Source organism: Shewanella sp. 1180_01, from assembly GCF_052850535.1.
This window is the reverse complement of the sequence record NZ_VXCT01000114.1, coordinates 1-2641: the sequence shown is the minus strand read 5'-3', so window position 1 is coordinate 2641 and position 2641 is coordinate 1. Positions and strand designations below refer to the sequence as shown.

The 2641-nt window shown below is 48.0% G+C and carries 2 protein-coding genes; both read right to left on the bottom strand.

Annotated elements, in window-relative coordinates; translation table 11 throughout:
* Positions 1-256 precede the first annotated feature (256 nt).
* On the bottom strand, positions 257-1633 hold the full coding sequence (dbpA, locus tag FW758_RS24250) for an ATP-dependent RNA helicase DbpA (RefSeq protein WP_011847678.1): 1377 nt from the start codon (positions 1631-1633) through the stop codon (positions 257-259).
* A gap of 333 nt (positions 1634-1966) precedes the next feature.
* On the bottom strand, positions 1967-2641 hold a 675-nt coding region (locus FW758_RS24245), incomplete at its 5' end, for a pirin family protein (RefSeq protein WP_446446793.1).

The window sequence follows — 2641 nt, the reverse complement described above, 5'->3', positions numbered from 1 at the left end:
CCTGACAAAGCCGTTAATCTGCTCATTTATTTTTTACTCAGAATCACTTCTACCACAGGCAAGCTGAGGGGCATATCAATTAAGCAGACAAATACAAAATGTTACTTAACTCCCCGCCAGAATTAATATTTGCAAAACAAAAAGACTCAGTCACGGCATTAATCACCCAACAAAAAAGGGAATAAACCTGAGTTTATTCCCTTTAAAGGTGAAGTGAATTAAATCGAGGTACGATTCAACTCAAGCTAAGCCAAGCTTACTTCATTGGCCAAGCGCGGTAAGATTTACCTTTAATGCGGCCGCCAGTAATTTTGTTCAGCGCTTTCTTGGCAACCTTACGATTAACGGCCACATAGGCGCGGTAATCGGTCACTTGGATTTTACCCACCTGTGAGCCTTCGATACCGTTTTCGCCCGTCAGCGCGCCTAAGATATCCCCTGGACGCAGTTTCTCCTTCTTACCGCCATCGATCTGTAAAGTGATCATGGTTGGCGCTGCAGGCGTGTTGCCAAGCAAGCTTTCAGATGGCAGTGATTCGCTGGTAATTTCGCGCTCTAAATACTCTTCTAACAAGGCAATCTTGTAACCGTCTTGGTCGTTATAGAAGGTATAAGCGGCGCCTTTACTGCCCGCACGGCCAGTACGACCGATGCGGTGAATGTGGACTTCAGTGTCGTAGGCAACGTGATAGTTAAACACGGCATCCAGCGCATCGATATCTAAACCACGGGCGGCAACGTCGGTCGCCACTAAGACACAGGCACTCTTATTAGCAAATTGCAGCAGGGTTTCGTCCCTGTCTCTTTGCTCTAAATCACCGTGCAAAGCCAATACGCTAAAGCCTAAACCTTCAAGCTCATCGGCCACTTTTTGGGTTTCGCGTTTAGTGTTACAAAACACCACTGCGCTTTCAGGCTTATGTTCTAACAACAATAATTGCAGCGCTTGCATACGCGCCTTGTCATCGTCTAAATGATAAAAATGTTGGGCGATGCTTAAGCTGTCGTGATTACCTTCAACTTTAACCATGCTTGGGTCATACATGATTTGCTTAGCAATCGATTGAATTTGCTCCGGGAACGTCGCGCTGAATAGCAGCGTCTGACGCTCACGTGGGGCTTGTTCGATAATCGCATCGAGGGCGGGTTGGAAGCCCATTTCTAACATGCGATCAGCTTCATCGAGCACTAACATGTTGAGATTGCTTAAATCTAAGCGATTGCGATCTAAGTGATCGACGATACGACCCGGCGTACCCACAATAATGTGCGCGCCGTGTTCCAGCGAGCCAACCTGTGGCCCCATAGGCACGCCGCCGCAAAGTGTCAGTACTTTAACGTTATGAATACCACGGGCAAGGGTACGGATTTCCTGCGCCACTTGGTCGGCCAACTCGCGGGTTGGGCATAACACTAAGGTTTGAATGCGAAAGCGTTTAACGTCTAACTTGTTCAGTAATCCTAAGCCGAAGGCGGCCGTTTTACCCGAGCCAGTTTTACCCTGACCTATCACATCCTGCCCCGCTAAAATGGGTGGCAAACTTTGCGCCTGAATTGGCGTCATCTCGTTGTAGCCCATAGAAGAAAGGTTCTCAAGCAGTTCGGGTTTTAGCTTAAGAGTCGAAAAAGCCATTGATGGATTAGGCTTAGTATCAGAGTTGCTCAAGGTGAATATCCTGTGGTGGGTAACGAAGCGGCTGCTAGGTTACTGAAATTGCGTTACTTATCGATTTAACTGGTCTATCAAGATTCTGGCTAGCTTGAGTTAAGAATAAAGCGCTATGCTCGCTCAACCCAAAAGCACGGCTATTGTAGCAACAAAGCGCAGCTTTTACCTCAAGTCCTTAAGCAATAGACATAGCAGGCGTAAACAACTACAAAAAAGCCCTGTAGGAATACAGGGCTTAGGGCTAACTTAGATTGAGGTTTGGGTTTAGAATTCGCTCAGCGCGGCTGATTTAACAAATTACGCGATTTGGCCGAAACGCCCTTCTTGATAATCGCGAATCGCCTGCTGAATTTCCGCTTGGGTGTTCATCACAAAGGGACCCATCTGGACGATTTTTTCACGGATAGGTTTACCCGCAAACAGTAACATCCCTGCGCCGCGCTCATCGGCTTTAAGCTTAAGCACACTTTGGCTATCGAGCACTAAAAACTCGCCCTGATGATATGACCACTGTGAATCTTCACCCTTGCTTAAGTCACCTTGGTACAAGTACAAGGCGACAAACTCATGTTTGGATAAATCGAGCTGCGCTTCACCATTCGCGTTTATCATCAAGTCGGCAATCGCCGCCTCACCAGCCAATCCTTGGATAGCCGCACTAATCAGTGGTTGATCTTTAAAGCCCCAATCACCCGCTAAGGCCTTTAAGCTAGCGCCCGTGTCATTGGCCGCTTCAACGCTCACGCTACCCGCAGTATCTTGATACTTAGCAGGACGCAATTTGTCTTTGGCGGGCATGTTGACCCAAATTTGGAATCCATGCAGACCATCAACCGCATCGGCCAGCGGCATTTCAGAGTGCACTACCCCGAACCCGGTACTCATCCACTGCACATCGCCGGCACGAATCGCCTTCACATTGCCCATTTGGTCACGGTGCTCAAAACCGCCCTTACGAATATAAGTGAAGGT

Bases quoted from the DNA above. Each gene is read 5' to 3' on its own strand.
- dbpA (WP_011847678.1), bottom strand. From the start codon at position 1,633: ATGGCTTTTTCGACTCTTAAGCTAAAACCCGAACTGCTTGAGAACCTT.